The 16,302-nt window shown below is 60.1% G+C and carries 18 protein-coding genes; 15 read left to right on the plus strand and 3 right to left on the minus strand.

Annotated elements, in window-relative coordinates; translation table 11 throughout:
• Positions 1-61 precede the first annotated feature (61 nt).
• The 3 genes from ACKFRX_RS01025 to ACKFRX_RS01035 all read left to right on the plus strand — a co-directional run bounded on the left by ACKFRX_RS01025 (position 62) and on the right by ACKFRX_RS01035 (position 3,009).
• A complete protein-coding gene (locus tag ACKFRX_RS01025; protein ID WP_086588586.1) occupies positions 62-181 on the plus strand; it encodes a chemotaxis protein in 120 nt (39 codons plus the stop codon).
• Positions 182-760: 579 nt separating this feature from the next.
• Complete coding sequence (locus tag ACKFRX_RS01030; protein ID WP_086588587.1) at positions 761-1,120, plus strand: helix-turn-helix transcriptional regulator; 360 nt, start codon at positions 761-763, stop codon at positions 1,118-1,120.
• Complete coding sequence (locus tag ACKFRX_RS01035) at positions 1,117-3,009, plus strand: heavy metal translocating P-type ATPase (protein ID WP_408927994.1); 1,893 nt, start codon at positions 1,117-1,119, stop codon at positions 3,007-3,009. The genes ACKFRX_RS01030 and ACKFRX_RS01035 overlap by 4 nt, the downstream gene beginning before the upstream one ends.
• A 1,296-nt stretch (positions 3,010-4,305) precedes the next feature.
• On the opposite strand, the gene ACKFRX_RS01040 is transcribed toward ACKFRX_RS01035, so the two are convergent.
• Positions 4,306-5,283, minus strand: coding sequence for a hypothetical protein (locus tag ACKFRX_RS01040; protein WP_408927995.1), 978 nt, complete (start codon positions 5,281-5,283; stop codon positions 4,306-4,308).
• Positions 5,284-6,461: 1,178 nt separating this feature from the next.
• Between ACKFRX_RS01040 and ACKFRX_RS01045 the strand changes: the two genes are divergently transcribed.
• From ACKFRX_RS01045 to ACKFRX_RS01090, 10 genes are all read left to right on the plus strand, one after another.
• The gene (locus ACKFRX_RS01045; RefSeq protein ID WP_408927996.1) at positions 6,462-6,830 is read left to right on the plus strand and encodes a LysE family translocator; all 369 of its coding nucleotides are present in this window, start codon (positions 6,462-6,464) and stop codon (positions 6,828-6,830) included.
• A gap of 136 nt (positions 6,831-6,966) precedes the next feature.
• Positions 6,967-7,641: a LysE family translocator gene (locus ACKFRX_RS01050; RefSeq protein WP_005323229.1), complete on the plus strand. Its 675-nt coding sequence runs from the start codon at positions 6,967-6,969 to the stop codon at positions 7,639-7,641.
• Positions 7,642-7,650: 9 nt separating this feature from the next.
• Positions 7,651-7,980: a YbjQ family protein gene (locus ACKFRX_RS01055; RefSeq protein WP_408927997.1), complete on the plus strand. Its 330-nt coding sequence runs from the start codon at positions 7,651-7,653 to the stop codon at positions 7,978-7,980.
• Entirely contained in the window at positions 7,973-8,908 is a 936-nt protein-coding gene (locus ACKFRX_RS01060; protein ID WP_408927998.1) for an alpha/beta hydrolase family esterase, read from the plus strand. The genes ACKFRX_RS01055 and ACKFRX_RS01060 overlap by 8 nt, the downstream gene beginning before the upstream one ends.
• Before the next feature lie 35 nt (positions 8,909-8,943).
• The gene (locus tag ACKFRX_RS01065) at positions 8,944-9,228 is read left to right on the plus strand and encodes an RNA-binding S4 domain-containing protein (protein ID WP_408927999.1); all 285 of its coding nucleotides are present in this window, start codon (positions 8,944-8,946) and stop codon (positions 9,226-9,228) included.
• A complete protein-coding gene (locus ACKFRX_RS01070; protein ID WP_408928000.1) occupies positions 9,229-10,056 on the plus strand; it encodes a VOC family protein in 828 nt (275 codons plus the stop codon).
• 5 nt (positions 10,057-10,061) lie between these two features.
• Positions 10,062-10,367, plus strand: a complete 306-nt coding sequence (locus ACKFRX_RS01075) for an MGMT family protein (RefSeq protein ID WP_394286946.1) — start codon at positions 10,062-10,064, stop codon at positions 10,365-10,367.
• Complete coding sequence (locus tag ACKFRX_RS01080) at positions 10,364-10,723, plus strand: DMT family transporter (protein ID WP_408928001.1); 360 nt, start codon at positions 10,364-10,366, stop codon at positions 10,721-10,723. Before ACKFRX_RS01075 ends, ACKFRX_RS01080 begins: the two co-directional genes overlap by 4 nt.
• Positions 10,720-11,037, plus strand: a complete 318-nt coding sequence (locus ACKFRX_RS01085) for a DMT family transporter (protein WP_408928002.1) — start codon at positions 10,720-10,722, stop codon at positions 11,035-11,037. The genes ACKFRX_RS01080 and ACKFRX_RS01085 overlap by 4 nt, the downstream gene beginning before the upstream one ends.
• Positions 11,038-11,090: 53 nt before the next feature.
• Entirely contained in the window at positions 11,091-11,930 is an 840-nt protein-coding gene (locus tag ACKFRX_RS01090; RefSeq protein WP_408928003.1) for a hypothetical protein, read from the plus strand.
• 14 nt (positions 11,931-11,944) lie between these two features.
• On the opposite strand, the gene ACKFRX_RS01095 is transcribed toward ACKFRX_RS01090, so the two are convergent.
• On the minus strand, positions 11,945-12,796 hold the full coding sequence (locus ACKFRX_RS01095) for a PrsW family intramembrane metalloprotease (protein WP_408928004.1): 852 nt from the start codon (positions 12,794-12,796) through the stop codon (positions 11,945-11,947).
• Positions 12,797-13,378, minus strand: a complete 582-nt coding sequence (locus ACKFRX_RS01100; RefSeq protein WP_408928005.1) for a hypothetical protein — start codon at positions 13,376-13,378, stop codon at positions 12,797-12,799.
• A 42-nt stretch (positions 13,379-13,420) separates the two neighbouring features.
• Between ACKFRX_RS01100 and ACKFRX_RS01105 the strand changes: the two genes are divergently transcribed.
• On the plus strand, positions 13,421-15,355 hold the full coding sequence (locus ACKFRX_RS01105; RefSeq protein ID WP_408928006.1) for a M13 family metallopeptidase: 1,935 nt from the start codon (positions 13,421-13,423) through the stop codon (positions 15,353-15,355).
• A gap of 39 nt (positions 15,356-15,394) precedes the next feature.
• Positions 15,395-16,288, plus strand: coding sequence for an alpha/beta hydrolase (locus ACKFRX_RS01110; protein ID WP_408928007.1), 894 nt, complete (start codon positions 15,395-15,397; stop codon positions 16,286-16,288).
• The last annotated feature ends 14 nt before the right edge of the window (positions 16,289-16,302 follow it).

Here is a 16,302-nt window from a genome sequence, read left to right on the forward strand (position 1 = left end):
TTAATACCCTGGCAAGCGATTGCCCCAGTGAATCGAAGCGTCAGAGAAAAGGAGCCTGTGGATGCTAATTCTTATCGCGATGGTCATTGCTGCCTTGGCCGTTATTAAAAAACTCGACGACATAGATAAGCACCTAAAGGAGCTGCTCGCTTCGAGAGAAGATGGCGAAACACCGCGTTAATCGTGCGGGTGGCTAAGGAGATGGTGGACGAATTTCGAATTAACCAACTGCAAAAGGCCCATACCGACCGTGAAATGGAATTTTCCTGCGATGTAGCTTGAAGGCTATGGCTTCATGGAGCAAAGTGGTTTCCAAGCAGCAGTTCCAGTACTTCGTACGCGGGGTAGCCAACACTGCCGACTTCAAGGAAGTATCATTCCTGGATACCAGCGAAAAAAGTTAGTCATTTGGCTATTAGAAAGCTTCGCTACGTGTGGTTCGACTCGTACGCAATGTCCGTGAGTGTCTAGCCCTTGATGGAGAACCTGGTGTCAGTGTCGCTGGCCGCACCTACGCCGCCGTCATGTCCGCCGACACCCTGTTCATCACCATCCCCACAGGGGTGGGTGTGGACATCCACGTGAAGATTCTGGAGAACTTCGCCGCCCGCGTCGCCCCCGGCGTTGGGTTGGCAGCCGAACCGCGAAAGACCAGTCATCGGCTATCCCATCGACTAATTCTTGCAGGTGGCAGGACTTTCGCGTGACTGTTAGTTCAGCCCCTTTTAAATAGTTCATCGCATACTGTATAATTCAGCGCATGCTGACTATTGCTTCGCGCCTCGACGTCATGAACCGGCTCGGCCGGGCCATGGCTGATCCGACGCGCTCCCGAATCCTGCTAACCCTACTAGACGGTCCGAGCTACCCGGCCGTGCTCGCGCAAAGCTTGGATCTGACCCGCTCGAACGTCTCGAACCACCTGTCCTGCCTGCGCGATTGTGGCATTGTCGTCGCTGAGCCGGAGGGCCGCAAGACCCGCTACGAAATCGCCGATCCCCACCTCGCGGCAGCGCTCGAAGCGCTGGTCCACGCGACGCTGGCCGTCGACGAGAATGCCCCCTGCATCGACACTGAGTGCTCGGTGCCCGACTGCGGCGAGAAAGGAGCGGACGCATGAGTTCAGCATGTGGATGCGAACACGAACCCGTCACGGAGATTGACGAGCTCGATCGGCCATGGTGGAAGGACCCTGAGCTACTGCTGCCGATCTTCTCCGGGGTAGCCCTCATAACAGGACTGGCGCTGGACTGGTCCGACTTGGAGACGCCCGCGACGGTACTGTATTGGGTTGGCCTGCTGTTGGGCGCTTACACGTTCGCGCCTGGAGCGATCCGGAACCTTGTCACGAAGCGCAAGCTCGGCATTGGCTTGCTAATGACGATCAGCGCGGTCGGCGCGGTGATCCTCGGATTCGTCGGAGAGGCCGCGGCGCTAGCGTTCCTGTACTCGATCGCCGAGGCACTGGAAGACAAGGCGATGGATCGGGCCCAAGGCGGACTGCGGGCACTGTTGAAGCTGGTACCGCAGACCGCGACGGTGCTGCGCGACGGCACAGCGGCCGAGGTCGTAGCGAAGGACCTCGAGGTTGGCGAGCTAATGCTCGTGCGCCCCGGGGAGCGGATCGCCACGGACGGCATCATTCGATCCGGGCGCTCCAGCCTTGACACCTCAGCGATCACCGGAGAATCCATTCCGGAGGAGGTTGCGCCCGGCGACGAAGTGCCTGCGGGAGCGATCAACTCCGCCGGGGTGCTGGAGGTCGAGACGACCGCAGCTGGGACGGACAACTCGCTGACCACACTCGTGGACCTAGTCGAGCAAGCGCAGGCGGAAAAGGGCGACCGCGCCCGGATCGCCGACCGGATTGCCCAACCCCTAGTGCCCGGGGTGATGATCCTGGCGGTGCTGGTCGGCGTTATCGGCTCACTGCTGGGCGACCCTGAGACGTGGATCACCCGTGCGCTGGTAGTCCTGGTCGCAGCGTCGCCGTGCGCGCTGGCAATCTCCGTGCCGCTGACGGTCGTGGCCGCGATCGGCGCGGCCAGCCAGTTCGGAGTGGTCATCAAGTCCGGCGCGGTGTTCGAGCGACTCGGCAGTATCCGTCACCTGGCAGTGGACAAAACCGGAACCCTTACCCGCAACCAGCCTGAGGTTACCGGAGTGGTCCCGGCAGACGGATTCGATCGGACGCAGGTGCTTTCCTTCGCGGCAGCAGTTGAGCAGCAATCGACGCACCCCCTCGCCGCGGCGATCGCGGCAGCGGGGTCCGAAGCGCCCACTGCCTCGGACATCAGTGAGGAAGCTGGGCATGGCATCGGCGGCACCGTCGAAGGCCGACGGGTGCTGGTGGGCAGCCCCCGATGGATCGACGCCGGGCCACTGAAAGCGGACGTTGAGCGCATGGAGTCCGAGGGCCAGACCTGCGTCCTGGTCACCGTCGATGACGCTCTCGCCGGGGCGATCGGGGTCCGCGACGAGTTGCGGCCCGAGGTGCCCGAAGCCGTGCAGGCCCTGCACGCCAACGACGTGGAAGTAAGCATGCTCACCGGCGACAACACTCGCACCGCCCGGGCGCTGGCTGGAATCGCCGGAATCGACGACGTGCGCGCCGAGCTGCGCCCTGAGGACAAGGCAAGCATCGTCGCCGATTTCTCCTCCAAGACGCCGACGGCGATGATCGGCGACGGCATCAACGACGCGCCGGCACTGGCGGGCGCGACGGTGGGCATAGCGATGGGAGCGACCGGCTCTGACGCCGCGATCGAGTCCGCTGACGTCGCCTTCACCGGCCACGACCTCCGGCTAATCCCGAAGGCGCTGCAGCACGCCCGCCGAGGAAGCCGGATCATCAACCAGAACATCGTGCTGTCTCTGGCCATCATCATCGTGTTGATGCCACTGGCGATCAGCGGCGTGCTAGGCCTGGCCGCCGTCGTGTTGGTTCACGAGGTCGCCGAAGTGATCGTGATCTTGAACGGCCTGCGGGCTGCGCAAGCGAAGCGCTGAGGCTGTGACCGGCAAGTCTCATAAGGGTTAAACCACACGCCGAGCGGACACACCTTGGGCCAGGCACGTCATTCGAGTTCACGGTCCGTCTCCGTGGAATCGGGATCGTACTCGGTGACCTGTCCCTTCTCGGTGCGGGTGGGCACGGGAGCTGTGGGCGAGCCACCACCCGACACGTGCCCCAGCCGGTCAAGAGCCCCCGAGTGCTCGGCGTCTCCAGCGCAGATCGCGGAAGGATCGAACTTGCGCAGGGACCAAGCGTCACTGCGAGACTCTTTTCGTCCCGCAACTTGAATAGTTCAGCGGCCTTGATACCGCGGACATCCATTCGGAGTGCTGCCGAGTCTCATCGACACAGCCCGTGACTACCTGGGGAGTGTGTTTGACAAAGGACCCCACCCTCATCAGCATTGACGAGCCCTCGCCGTTCCAGTTGCCGTAACCGACTAGATGCAGATTCTTCACCGCGGTTTCGCGGCCGCGCATGAGGTGGCGGAATAGACCGAGAGCCGAACGAAAACCAGCGCACCAGATCAGATGGTCGTGCTCACTAAAGCTATCGAAGATGGGGGATGTCCCCGAGGTTCGGGCCGGAATCGCCGCCGAGAATCCGGCGGCGGCCGCGTCGGCGAACGAACAGGCCGCGCTTCAACCTACCCCCAATAACGCGAAGCGTCATCAACGCCCCGCGTTACACGTTTAATTTGAACTCCACCGAGTTCAAGTGGCGGGTGACGTATTGCCGAAGGACAATTTCTAATTCCGTATTACGATGAACGCATGAAGACGATAAATGGATAGCCGGTAAGCGGAGATCAAATCGATGCATGGGTAACTGAGGCCGAAGCGGGCTACGACGTGGACGTATTGCGAAAGCGCGGACGGAAACCACGAGATGAGGAAGCAGCGCAAGTTATCTCTATTCGTCTCTCCCCAAGCGAAATCTCAAACCTTGATGCGTACGCCGCCTCTCACGGGTGGGCACGTTCGCGTGCGATCCGCGAGGCCCCCAGAAATGCCGTCTGACATCGAGGTCCGACGAAGCGCTGAAAACACGGCATCGAACCGGAGGACTCAATTACGACAGCCACTACGGGGTGCGTTTACAAAGCACACCTTGACGAGGAGCACCCGCAGCGCGAGCTTTGCCTTGGTTTCGATTCCTCGATGCGTTTGCTACTTGCGTCATGTTTAGGTTGCTGCTTCGCTTATGTAAAGCGAATCAGGGTCGCTAGGAGACAGTTGATGCCCGACAACTCTCCACTGCGTCTCCAATACTTCCAGCACCGCTCCCCTTTAAACATGCTGAATGCGTTGGTCGTCGATCAACTCCTGACGGTCTGTGTCTTTTAGAACATTTTGGGTTTTGCTTTTGGGGTAGAGCACACCTTTGTCTACTTTCCAATCAGGCGCTTTCGGCAATTTCCAGGTTCTTCCGTTGGGGCCCGGTATAAATAAAAGAGACGCCTTTTCAAGCCATTTGTTTAATTCGTCTCGAAAGCTTGTGCCGCAGACAATATCACGACTATGTTTCCCAACAAACACGACTGTCCCGGGTTTCCCAGCGCGCGACCTTGCCACCAAATACGCGTCAATGACCTTCTTAGTGTGCTCATCAAAGCACGTACTTCTGGCTTCTTCTACCCCTTCTTCCCCCGGAGACTTGCAATGCACAACTTCTGTGATCGCAATCTTTTTGGCGATCTCATTCTTTATAGCTTCGTCTTCAATCAATTTGACGGAGTCGGTCTTGCCGAGGATGTACCCAGCGTACTTGAGGATATTGCGCCAATAATTGTTCCTATATTGCTTTCGAGAGAAGCGTTCGACGAAAAAATCCTCAACGCGGTCGTCGGGCCAGTCTTTACTCTGGAACTTCGGAACGACCTCGGCCTCTTCTGAACTCCCCGTGATTTCTGGTTTCTTCTTAGCAAGCGCCCCTGTCGTCTCGAGAATGTCGAAGCTCGGGTTTGAGCTGACGAATAGAATTTCAGCCTCTCCTAGATTTCCGTTCCACGGCTCAGGCATATGGAACGTTTCCTTGCTGAACTCAACTTGATATTCAGAACCATATTTTTCTGTAATTTTGCTAATTTCATTCTGCTGATAGCTACAGATATCGCGACAGGCGCGGGCTTCCTTACTTAGGCCGTCGTTACCAGACTTGGGGTCCAGAAGATGGTTTAAAATCTCGTCGGCAATTGGGCATCGGGCGATCGCGCGGAACACTTCTCTCTGCTCAGCATCCATCAGGTCTCTCTGCTCAGCAACCATCCGGTAGTTATCTCCTTAGTCCATGAGTTTCGGTCAAGCGGCTGCAGCCTCAAAGCTGCACTATTCAAAAACTCAACTCCTGAATGTCACATTACTGGAAATAGCACTAAGGATGGTTACTTGACGGGGGAATCGGAACTAGCGTGTTCACCTGTAATCTATTCGCGATTTGCCACCATTGGTGACGTTGCATTTCTACTGGCTACGCTCGAACACGAAAGACATTGCATCGCACCTTCGCAGGGCTATCAGGACCACGCAAGGCGACCGAGGGGAGTGGGGGCCATAGTTGCATCTGACGCATAGTCGCAGAGATCCCCGAGGGGCCGACACACGTGGTCTGACGTTGATCGACGACCCTCCCTACGGCCACGCTGTCACCAGTCACGTCTCCGGCGCATCCCGCGTCCACTCCGTCGTAACCAAGGGTGGGAACTCCAGGTTGATAGGGACTTCGAGGCTGTAAAGAGCAAGGAGTACACAGGTACGACGTTCATAACTGAGTCGGTGGGCCTGGTTCCTGCCATAAAAGTCCGAGACCGGAATTTTTGTTGTTGACAGCCGAGGTGCAATTGTCACCGGTACTGCTTAGGGCAGTGGCTAAATAATTGTGTCGAAATTGGGGAGAATCCCACAGCCGAGTACACCGACCCCCCACAAACGCGCTATCCTCAGTGCTGCGCCCTCCGGCATCAATGGAGGCATTCAGAATGAGAAATTCACAGTGAGCCTGGTCGGGTATGATCTTCACATTCACCTCGAAGCTGGACACCCAACCAGCGCCAGAATTAACTCACTTAAACTCTTCTGCGAACTACCCCGCCAACTCCCGCGCCTCTCGTAAGCGCGTCAATAATACCTCTACAATCGTCGAACGCTGGGACTTGCGGGTCGCGGTTGCAGAATTCATTTCCTACCCCCAGACGTTGCATTGAAACGAAATTCCACTTGGTTCAAGTCATCCGTGTGACCCCGCGGGCGACCCGCGCCGGGTTGATGTGTGCGTTGGGGTGTGCAGCGGCACAGAGTTTTGGGTGACGGCATCCTTGGCTGGCGCTCCGCGGTGATCACTGCACGGCCTAGTGTGTTGGGTGCGCTGCAACTCATTGGCGGGCTTTTCTTGTCTATACGGGCGTGTCTTAGATTCGTTCCGGCTTTACGTCCGCCGCGTACCTACCGTGGTGGCGGGCACTGAGAATTACACGGAACAGGCCATTGCGGCCGGCAGCATCGATGACATGACCGTGTGGCGCGCTTATAAGCTCGGGGTGGTCACGAACCTGTCCAATCCGAAAGCACTCGTCTTTTTTGGTGCGGTTTTCGCGCAGTTTATTCGCCCCGATATGTCGGCCGCATGGACCATCGCGGTGGCGGCCATCCTGCTGGTGATGTCCTTGGTGTGGTTTTCTACCTTTGCGCTCATTGTGCGCGCGGCATCGCGCTGGATTGCGCATCATTCCGCGGCCATCGATATCGTTTCCGGTCTCATCTTTGCGGTGCTGGGACTCGTTATGGCCGTCGAGGGCGCTATCGAGCTCTTCGGTTAGTGCAGGTGGCGGATTTCCATAAAAGAACTGATATAGGAGCTACCTAAATCACAGAACTTACCTGTTTCGCTGCAGGTGAGAGGGCCCTTATAGTGGCATGCGTTAATCCAATAGCATGCGAGTATGGAGGTGTTAGGTGGCTATTAGCGCCCTCGTGACCTTGATGGGCGTGTGGTTCGCGGCGATGGCCTCGCCGGGGCCAGACGTAGTGCAAATCATTCGCTTAGGTGCGCGTTCTACGCGCGCAGCCGTATGGGCGGCGCTTGGTAGTACCACCGGCCTTACCATTTGGACTGTGGCCTCCTTGGCGGGACTGTCCGCGCTGATTTCCGCGCACCCTGGCATCCTCGTGGCGCTGCAGGTTCTCGGTGGCTGTTACCTGCTGTGGATGGCCTATACTGCCATTACCGGTGGCATCAAGGAGCGTCGCGCGCCCGCAACCGTCGTGGGCACCGAAACCCGCGCCCCGCAGCCGCGCGGGTTTACGCCGGACGGCATCATCAAGGCGGGCACCGCCTATCGCATGGGGTTTATCTGCGATCTTTCGAACCCGAAGGTGGTCATTTTTTTCGGCGCCATCTTTGCCAATTTCATTGATCCCGGCATGGGCATCGGCGCCAATCTCATGGTGGGTGCCGTATTGATTCTGGAAAGCCTCGTGCTTTTTGTCGGCGTGGCCTTGAGTACCCGCGCGGTATCGAAGTGGATGGCTAAGAACTCCGCCTGGGTGGATATTGTCAGCGGCGTGGTCTTCCTTCTGCTGGGTGTCATCATTCTTTTCGAGGGAGTGCGTGGGCTTATAGCCATGTAATCTGGGGCCATGATTTTTACCACTACCAGTACCGTCGACGGCTATGAGATTACGGATTATATCCGCATTATTGCCGGGGAAACGGTCATCGGTATCAATATGCTAAAGGATTTCGGGGCATCCATCCGCAATATCACCGGTGGGCGCTCCGCCGGGTACGAGAGCGAGGCCATCAAGGCGCGCGAGGCGGCACTTGATGAGCTGTGGCGCCGCGGGCAGGAGCTCGGGGCCGATGGTGTGGTGGGCATCGCCTTCGATTATTCGCCCATGGGGACGTCGAATGACATGCTGATGGTCACGGCTACCGGCACGGCGGTGAAGCTGCGCGCTAGTGATTAAGGTAGGCAAGAAGACATTGGCCCTGTGCGCTGGGCTATGCGCGGCCGCCGGGCTCATGGCCGGGTGCGAGGACGAGCCGCCGCTGCCGGGAAGCGTGCCGAATGAATCCCAAGGTGCGGCCGATGGTTATATCACTACGTTGCCGGACCAAGGCACAACGGCCAATGGCCGCTACCAGATCATTAACCTGCAAAATAACCGCAGTTTTGTGGTGCATGTGCCGTTTAATGCCGACAAGCACCATCGCTTGCCCGTGGTCGTGGCTATGCACGGCTATGAAATGGATGCCGGCAATATGTTTAAAGGCACTGACTTATCCCAGGGCGATGCCATTACCGTGTTCGTCCAGGGTGCGGGTAAGGCGTGGGCACCGGCGCCGTATGCGGTAACCAGCTTGGAAGATGACCTCAAATACGTCGATGACACCATCGATTTCGTCCGGCGCCACTATCCTGCCACGGACACCACCTACGGCGTGGGCTTTTCCAATGGTGGTGGATTCGCTCGCGCGGTGACCTGCAAGCGGCCGGGGTTATTTGATGCGGTGGCCACGGTCTCGGCGGCCAAGTATGACCGCGTGGAAAAAGACTGCGCCAGCGAGCCTACCGATTACCTGGATATCCACGGCACCGAGGACGTGTTGATGAAATATAGCGGTGGGCGCCAGCATGGTGCGCATTACCACTCGGTCAAACAATCGCTGCGCGGGATTGCCAGGGAGAATGGGTGTAATCCGTTTCCAAAGAGGCGTCGGAAAGAAGCAGTAGAGCACTTCACCTGGCGGGTATGTGATGCGCGCACCGAGCAATACACCATCCACGGCGGCACGCACACGTGGAATGGCGGGGCCACGGACCATTCCGGCCTGGTCAGGGCGGAGTGGACTACCGATACGGTCCTGGATTTCTTCCATATCGCCCACCCGTAGCTATAGCCGCGCGCGGGCTGGGTAAGCTGGGCGGCATGCTAGACATTCCTATCAACGGCGACTCCATCAAATTGGGCCAGTTCATCAAGCTGGCCAGCTTGGTGGCTACCGGCGGCGAGGCCAAGGAACTCATCGCGGCAGGCGTGGTTACTGTCAATGGCGAGCCCGAGACGCGCCGGGGTGCCATGCTCCACCCGGGCGATGAGGTGTGCATTGAGGATGCCTGCGCGCGGGTGGGCGAGCCGGACGATGACGATGATTACTTCGATGAAGCAACGGCCGACGATGACTTCGACCCGGAAAAGTGGAGGAATATGTAGATGCCAGCATTCGAAGCTGAAGTGGGCATGCCCTACTGGATTGACCTGACCACCTCGGATCCGCGCAAGTCCGCACACTTTTACGAGCAGGTACTGGGCTGGGAGGTTTCCGCCGAGTCCGCAGAGGAAAAGCCCTATCAGATGGCGCGCCTGCAGGGCCTGCCCATCGCCGGGCTTATTCCGCAGCCGGAAGAGGCACCCATGCCGGATACGTGGGTGACCTACTTCTTATCCAAGGACATCGCGGGTGATTGCCAGCGCGTCGAGAGCCTGGGTGGGCGCATCCTGGTGCAGCCACAGCAGGTGCAGCTAGGTCATATGGCCCTGCTTGCCGACGCCGCCGGAGGCATGTTCGGCCTCATCCAACCCGCCGGCCCAGAACACTTTGTGGCCGCTGGTGAGCCCGGTACCCCGGTATGGCACGAGCTCACCGCTACCTCGGGTTTCCAGCGCGCCATGGACTTTTATGGCGAGCTATTCAACTGGGAAATTCGCGCCATGCAGTCCGAGGATGAGAACTTCATTTACGCCACTGCGGAAGAAGACGGTGCGCCGTTTGCAGGCCTGTGGAACGCCGAAGGCCAGTTCCCGCCGCAGGTGCCGAGCTTTTGGCAGACCTACTTGGGTGTGCGCGATATCGACGCCGCTGCGAAGAAGGCCGTGGAATTAGGCGGCGAGGTCATCCGTGAACCATGGGATTCGCCCTTCGGCCGCATGTGCCTCTTGGCCGATTCCACCGGTGCGACCATCACCCTCACGGAGGTCGAAGACGCCCCTGAAGAGGAGCCAACCGAAGCGGATGACGTGCTGGGCTTCGACCCGCAGTAATTGCGATGAGTGAGTCGCCGCTGGTCAAGTGCGTATTGGCGGTCGTTGCCGTAATCCCACCCGGCAACGTCACCTCCTATGGTGAGGTGGCTAAGGTCGCTGGCTGCGGCGCGCGCAATGTCGGTACCGTGTTAAAACGCCACGGCGCCGGTACCGCCTGGTGGCGCGTGGTCCGCGCCGATGGCGCGTCCCACGATCCCGCCCGCGCTGCAGAACTGTGGGATCGCGAGGCCATCGCGCACGCCAACGGCCGCGTTAAAATGCACGAGCACGGAATCGACGCCCGCGAATTACAGGAGTTGATGGAGTGAGGGCCTGGGTCATCCTTTTTCTCGCGATCGCGAGCGAAGTCGTGGGTACCGTCGCGCTGAAATATGCAGTGGACCATTTCTGGATCTACGGCGTGGCGGCCTTCTGCTTCATCCTCGCCTTCGTGCTCCTGCACCGCGTGATGCAAGAAGGCGTCAACGTGGGCGTGGCCTACGGCCTCTGGGCATCCGGTGGAGTCATCTCTACCGCGCTGCTTTCCGCCGCGCTATTTGACGAGCCGCTCGGTGCAGTAAAACTCGCTGGCATCGCGCTCATTATGGCCGGCGTATTCTGCGTGGAAATGGGCGCGAAACCGCACGAGGAGGAAGACCGAACGGTGGAGGTGGCACCGCAATGATCTGGTTCCTTCTTTTCCTCGCCACCGCTATCGAGGTTTCCGGCACGCTGTGCCTGCGCATGTCCGCGGTAACCGGCCGTCGCTTCTGGGTAGTACTCGTCGCCCTGTGTTATGTCAGCGCCTATGGGTTCTTGGCGCTCGTGCTCAAGGCCGGCATGGATTTGGGTGTAGCCTACGGCATTTGGGCGGCTACCGGCGTTGCGCTTACTGCTATCGCCTCATACCTCCTGTTCAAGGAGCCATTCACCTGGCTAAAATCCCTCGGCGTGGTGCTCATTGTCGGGGGAGTGCTGCTCGTAGAATCCGGTGCGTAGCGTCCACGGGGAGGCTACGATACTTTCATGATGAAAAGCTGGCGGTAGGTTCCTTGGTCACCGCACTCTCCTTCGTTACCACCCCCGCCGCCCAGGCTGTCACGCTCGACCCGCACGCTGTGCCCGCGCGCACCCAGATCACCGTCCGACATGATTCTGGTGCGACTGTCTCCACCGCTAATGCCCATGAGTCTCGTCCCGCGCTGTCTTTGAGCAAGCTCTACTTGGGCTATTGGGTCCTCAAATACGGTGCACCGGCTGACAAGGCCCGCGTGGAGCATATGATTCGTGTGAGCGATGACAATGTGGCTACCGACTTGGATCGCCGCTACCCGCAGGCCATCCCCAGTACCATCCACGAGTTTGGCCTGCGCGAAACTCATTACACCGGGTATTGGGGAACGACCACTACGTCCACCGAGGACGTAGCGCGTTTTACCTCGCGTATCCAGCACGATCCCCTTGCCGCACCCATTATGACCGGCATGGCTAATGCCGCCCCTGTGGCTGCCGATGGCTACCGCCAAGATTTTGGTACCTCCCGGATTCCCGGGGTTATTGGTACCAAGTTTGGCTGGTCAGACAATCGCCGCATCCACGCCTCGGTATCCACCGCCCCTGGTTTTACCGTCGCTGCCAATACCTACGGTGATGCGGGTACTCATACCGCAGATGTCACCCGCGCCGTACATAATTCCCCAAGCGCACTTCCCGCACCGGGTGGTTCTAGCCAAGCCATTGGAGCTCGTATCGAGCATGATCTGCATCTGCAAGGCCCAGCGCGACAGGCTATCCGAGAGGCCACCCGCACGGCAGCGAGCTACGAGCGTCAAGCCTGCGCGAGCGCGAACCAGGCATTGGCGCAGGTAACGCCGATGCGTGTGTGCAACTAGGAGAAACGGTGGCTTTAGTCCACGAAGGCGAGGGCGTCGTCGGCAGTGCTGTGGCTATAGCTCTCATCGGACCTGGCGAGCTTATTGCCGCGCAGCACCAGCCACATGCTCAGCGGGTAGAGGATAAGCGCTACCGTGACGGCCTGGATGATGGCGGCCACCTCGGAATCGTGCAGGTAATTCCAGCAAAAGTGCAGGAGGAAAGCGGCGGCTAGGCAGCCGAGGAAGACACCGAGGCGCCACCACAGCGGTTTGGCGGCGGCATAGAGCGCCCAGCCGATGCCCCAACCAGCCAGTGCGGTGAGCAATACGTGCAGGCCAGGGCCGGCGATTAGGCGCAGACCCCACATCTCAAAAAGCCCCTGGATATCGCTATCAGGGTGCATGGTAGCGCCCATGGCGCCGTAGAGGATATTCTCGCAAGCTTCAAAACCAAGGCCTACCACTGCGCCCACCATCCAGCCATGCCACGGGCGGTTGAGCTGGCGGAAGGACATGAGCACGAAGATAACGCCGGTAGCCTTGGAGATTTCCTCTGGGTAGGCGCCGCTCCAAGACATCATGGCATCGACCCAGCCGGTGCCGATGGCGAGCTGCATGACGGGACCGGAGCTGATAAGCGCCAGGGCTACGGCCACACCGCCGCCCCAAAGGAAAGCCAGTAGGGCCCACAGGCGCGCCGGGCGTGCCCACATGGGGCTGCGTTGCAATAGGTAGATGACCAGCGCTACGAGCACGGCGGCGATGAGCAGGCTGAGCAGGCCCATCATGGGAGAGATCAAAAAAGTGCTCAGCGTCTGGACCAAGAACGCGATGAGTCCAATGCCGGAGAGGATCCACAGCGTGGTGCGAAAGAGCTTGGACATCTAGTACATCAACTCCCCGGAGAAGTCAGCGAATTCTGCATTAGCATCGGCGGGCAGTTCCTCTTGGCCGAAGGCGCGCCAGATGCGCGAGGCGGTGGCCCGGGCCTGATCGCCCTTGCCGGTCACGGTGACCACCCAATCCTTGTTTTCGTCTTCGCCGGTGCCGTCGAGGGAGAGGGCGGCGGTGGAGGAGGGGGCGTCGGCAAGCAGGAGTGCTCCATTCGTGCCGTCGAAGATAGGGGCGTCGGCCGGCAGGGAAGCCATGGCGAGGGCGCGGACCATGCGACGCAAGGTGGTGGCATCGTCCTTGGCATCCTCGGTGAGAGTGGCCTGTACGCTGACATCGCCGCAAGTCCAGCCGATGCTGGCGAGGGATTCATAATCGCGCTCGCAGTAGAGATCGGGAACGTCAATCTCCCAATCCTGGCTGGGCTCGGTCAGGGTGACCTGCTCGACGTCCGCGGAGGAATCCGCCAGCGCCGCCTGCACAATTGTGGGCAGAGCGAGAACCACCGCCACGAACGCAATGACGGCGAGGAAAAGGCGCCGCGGATGCGCTGGAGGAAAGCGATAAAATTCCATAGCCCACACCTTATCTTGCTGCTTTGACCTAGAGTGGCAAGCATGAAAGATCTTTATCAACTAGTCAATGGACCCTGGCTGGAAAGCCACGTCATTCCCGATGATCGCGGCGTGGATGGCACCTTCCACACGCTGCGCGACGAAGCCGAAGAACTCGTCCATGAGATCGTGGAAAAGGACACCGGCCGCCCGGGCAAGCTCTATGCCTCCTTTATGGATACCGAGGGAGTCAACGCGGCCGGCATGGCTCCATTGGACGCGGATCTGGACCGCCTGAGCGCGGCCGACCCGGAAGAACTGGCGCAGCGCCTGGGTGAGCTTGAGCGCACCGGCGTTGGCTCCCCGGTGACCTTCTGGGTGTCCAAGGACTCCGGTTCCGAGGACGCCATTGCTTATGTCATCCAATCCGGCTTGGGTCTGCCGGATGAGGCTTATTACCGCGAGGAAGCCCACGCGGAAACGCTGAGCGCTTATGAAAAGCACGTGGCCGAGATGCTGGAATTCCTCGACCCAGCCCGCCTCTTTGGCCTGGGCGCCGAGGTAGCCGCCCATCGCATCGTCGCCTTGGAAAAGGAGCTGGCCGCTGGCCATTGGGACGTGGTCTCCACCCGCGATGCGGTTAAGACCTATAACCCCTGCGAATTTAGCGAGCTGCCCACCATGACCCGCGCTCTGCTCTCCGGCGGCAACCTGCCAGAGCACCGCGTGGTTAATATGATGCCGTCCTACCTCGAGCACTTCGAGAGCCTCTTTACCTCCGAGCGCATGGCCGATTGGCAGCTGTGGGCCACCTGGCACATCCTGCGCTCCCGCGCGGCCATGCTGCCCGAGGAAGTAGGCGCGAAGAACTTCGAGTTCTATGGCACCAAGCTCTCCGGCGCTACCCAGCAGCGCGACCGCTGGAAGCGCGCCGTGGGCTTGGCCGAATCCCTCGTGGGCGAAGAGATTGGCCAAGTATTCGTGGAAAAGCACTTCCCGGCCTCCTCCAAGCGTGAGATGGATGAGCTGGTGGACTACCTCATCGCCGCCTACCGCGAGCGCATCTCCCAGCTGGAGTGGATGACGCCGGCCACCCGCGAGCGCGCGCTGGAAAAGCTCTCCCAGTTCAAGGCCAAGATTGGCTTCCCGGATTCCTGGCGCGATTACTCCGGGCTCGAGGTCTCTGGCCAGGGCGCAGACCTGCTGGCTAATGCGCGTGCCGGCTCCGCCTTTTCTCACGACTTTGAGCTGGCCAAGATTGGCAAGCCGGCCGACCGCGATGAATGGGTGACCACCCCGCAGACGGTCAACGCCTTTTATAACCCGGTGGTCAATGACATCACCTTCCCGGCCGCCATCCTGCGCCCGCCGTTTTATAACCCAGAGGCCGATGCCGCAGAAAACTTCGGCGCCATCGGTGCCGTCATCGGCCACGAGATTGGACACGGTTTTGATGACCAGGGCTCGCAATTTGATGGCCAGGGCAACCTGAACTCCTGGTGGTCCGAGGAGGACCGCGCCGCCTTTGACAAGCTCACCGCCAAGCTGGTGGAGCAGTTCAATGGCCAGGTACCGACGGTGCTCAAGGAGGCCGGCATCGACTCCACCGGAGTCAACGGCAGCTTCACCCTGGGTGAAAATATCGGTGATCTAGGCGGTTTGGGTATCGCTGTGGTGGCTTTTAAGAACTACTGCGCCGATAAGGGCATTGACCTGCAGGGCAAGGAGGAGAAGTTCGAGGTAGACGGTGCCGAGCCAGAGCTGGCCGAGCACACCTACACCGGCCTGCAGCGCTTCTTCTTGTCCTGGGCCCGCGTATGGCGTACCGCCATCCGTCCGGAGATGGCCACGCAGTACCTAGCCATTGACCCGCACTCGCCGGCGGAGTTCCGCTGCAACCTCATCGCGGCCAATATTGCGGAGTTCTACGAGGCCTTTGACGTAGCGGAGGATTCTGCCATGTATATTGCGCCGGAGGATCGCGTCACCATCTGGTAGCCCTTTTAGCCGGTAGGCGGTGCGCGTAGGCTCGGTGGCATGACTAACGCAGATGCTAACCAGGACCCGCACCGCCCGCTGGAGCCCGGCCAAGAGTGGCACATCGGCGGCCAAGACCGCCAGATGGAGGAAAAGGAACAGCTCGAGCAGCTCGTTGCCTATATCGATGCCCACTATGACACCCCGGATTTTCGCCCGCCGTGGGCCGGGGGCGGCTTCCCTGAGGCGGATCAGTACTGCGCGCTCTTGCCGGATCGCATTACCCATGCGGCAATGATGGTGCTCGGTACTGCGGTGGACCATGCGCTACCGGGCACTGCGTACACGGAGGGCATTAGCGTAGAAGAGTCTGAGATGGGCGCCATCTTCCAACCCACAAAGCCAACTGGCCGGTGGGCGGTCTCGCTGCATTCGGGCGGCTGGTGGCGCGGCAGTGGTCAGGCGTTGGAGATGCAGTGGCGCCCCGAGGTAGCCGCCGCCGCGCAGCTATCCGGCACCACCATCATTGACGTGGATTATCCGCTCGCCCCCGAGCACACCGTGGCGGAGATGGTCACTGCCGTGCAGCAGGCCATCGACTATGCCCGCGCGCAGGGCGCTTCTAGCGTTACTACCTGGGGGTATTCTTCCGGCGGGGCGCTGGCGGCGCTCGTGCCTGCCGACGCCCTCCTGCTCACCTTCCCCGACTTCGGTGCCCTGGCAAATCTGCCGGAGGAGCTGCGCGCCGGATACGACATCCCGGCGGACCTATCTGAGTTAGGTCCGCACACCTTCGTGCAGACCGCCACCGAGGATGAGATTGCCGCGCGCGTTTCCGTGCCCGGCGCCGCCGCGCGCGATTATGTTTCCACCCACCGCGTGTCCACCCCGGCGGTGGCGCGGCAGCGCGTGCGGGATGCGGCCGCGTTCCTGGCAGGCGAGCTAGAAAAATAACAATTCCCTGGAGG

It is taken from the genome of Corynebacterium tuberculostearicum (assembly GCF_046097465.1).
Taxonomy (GTDB): domain Bacteria; phylum Actinomycetota; class Actinomycetes; order Mycobacteriales; family Mycobacteriaceae; genus Corynebacterium; species Corynebacterium tuberculostearicum_I.

Coding starts and splice junctions, on each gene's coding strand:
- ACKFRX_RS01025 (WP_086588586.1), top strand. CDS start 62: ATGCTAATTCTTATCGCGATGGTCATTGCTGCCTTGGCCGTTATTAAA.
- ACKFRX_RS01030 (WP_086588587.1), top strand. CDS start 761: ATGCTGACTATTGCTTCGCGCCTCGACGTCATGAACCGGCTCGGCCGG.
- ACKFRX_RS01035 (WP_408927994.1), top strand. CDS start 1,117: ATGAGTTCAGCATGTGGATGCGAACACGAACCCGTCACGGAGATTGAC.
- ACKFRX_RS01040 (WP_408927995.1), bottom strand. CDS start 5,283: ATGGTTGCTGAGCAGAGAGACCTGATGGATGCTGAGCAGAGAGAAGTG.
- ACKFRX_RS01055 (WP_408927997.1), top strand. CDS start 7,651: ATGATTTTTACCACTACCAGTACCGTCGACGGCTATGAGATTACGGAT.
- ACKFRX_RS01065 (WP_408927999.1), top strand. CDS start 8,944: ATGCTAGACATTCCTATCAACGGCGACTCCATCAAATTGGGCCAGTTC.
- ACKFRX_RS01070 (WP_408928000.1), top strand. CDS start 9,229: ATGCCAGCATTCGAAGCTGAAGTGGGCATGCCCTACTGGATTGACCTG.
- ACKFRX_RS01075 (WP_394286946.1), top strand. CDS start 10,062: ATGAGTGAGTCGCCGCTGGTCAAGTGCGTATTGGCGGTCGTTGCCGTA.
- ACKFRX_RS01085 (WP_408928002.1), top strand. CDS start 10,720: ATGATCTGGTTCCTTCTTTTCCTCGCCACCGCTATCGAGGTTTCCGGC.
- ACKFRX_RS01095 (WP_408928004.1), bottom strand. CDS start 12,796: ATGTCCAAGCTCTTTCGCACCACGCTGTGGATCCTCTCCGGCATTGGA.
- ACKFRX_RS01100 (WP_408928005.1), bottom strand. CDS start 13,378: ATGGAATTTTATCGCTTTCCTCCAGCGCATCCGCGGCGCCTTTTCCTC.
- ACKFRX_RS01105 (WP_408928006.1), top strand. CDS start 13,421: ATGAAAGATCTTTATCAACTAGTCAATGGACCCTGGCTGGAAAGCCAC.
- ACKFRX_RS01110 (WP_408928007.1), top strand. CDS start 15,395: ATGACTAACGCAGATGCTAACCAGGACCCGCACCGCCCGCTGGAGCCC.